The sequence below is a fragment of the Pedobacter sp. 10L46_2 genome (genome assembly GCF_056395165.1).
Genome location: NZ_JBFTIZ010000558.1, coordinates 1 through 1,027, shown reverse-complemented (window position 1 = coordinate 1,027; position 1,027 = coordinate 1). Strand labels below are relative to the sequence as shown.

1 protein-coding gene is annotated in these 1,027 nt (G+C 37.9%); it reads right to left on the bottom strand.

Going from position 1 to position 1,027, the window contains the following annotated elements:
• Positions 1-1,027 (bottom strand): GAF domain-containing protein (locus tag AC1DDX_RS27790; RefSeq protein ID WP_477623088.1); only part of this gene is annotated, 1,027 nt, incomplete at both ends.

Genomic DNA, 1,027 nt, shown 5'->3' with positions numbered 1-1,027 from the left:
ATAGTCACTAGATTCTTCTTTCAAAAAACGGTTTAGATTGTTCTCGTCCTGAGTGTTTAGGGTTTCTTGTAAAAGCAACTGCTGCCATTTTCTTGAATTGAAAATCATCTCTTCCATTAAAGAGGAGTAGTGATGATCTTTTAACTGATCAAGCACTTTATAAAGTAGGCTTAAATGGTGACTCAAATCAGCTTTACTGGCCGTATTTCTTTCAATTGTAGAGTTTCTGATGTCAATAGCTCCGTAAAACGGATATACATCTTTAAAACTGATGTCTTCATTTCTAATTGGCAAATGCTTATTTTTATCATGCATATGATGCCATGCTACCTCGTTAAATTTCCATTGAACTGAAGGTTGTATAGAGGTAAATTTCTCTTTTATAACATTTTCCAGCTCCAGGTTAAATTCATCGATATAGATCTGTAATAACTGAGATATGGGGGCAATTGCAGGCTCCAGCAGTGCAAGTATTTTCTCGTCAAAAGTTTCACCTTCCCAGGTATGTACCGCTAAAACACCAACAATTACATGGTCGTAAAAAACGGGAGTGAGGGCAAGAGACTTAACTCCCAGTTTCACAAAATGATGAAGCCAATGAAACACAACGGGATCTTCGGCCAAAATATCAGGAGAAAAGAATGAGTTCGGGTTGGCGGTATAACCCTCGGCATATTGCTGAAATGTTTCGGGGTCTAAATTATCTTCACCCCATACAGAAAATAATATTCCCGTGCCCCCCTTTACATTGCCATAAACCGGTTTGTTGTTAACCCTTACAAAAGGAAACAGGTCGAACTCGATTTTGTTATTTTGTACTATTGTTTTTAAAGATTGAATAACACCACTATATGTGGCCGCCTGATCGCCAGGGGTACGGTTAAGCCGAATGTTTTTTATGTTTTCTACAGCCTGGATAGCGGTTACATCAGATACAGTGATTACAGAGATACCTCTAAAACGGAAAAGATCGAGTGGCAATATTTTTTCCAATATTTCATAACTTGAGCCTTCTCCTATGTATTGT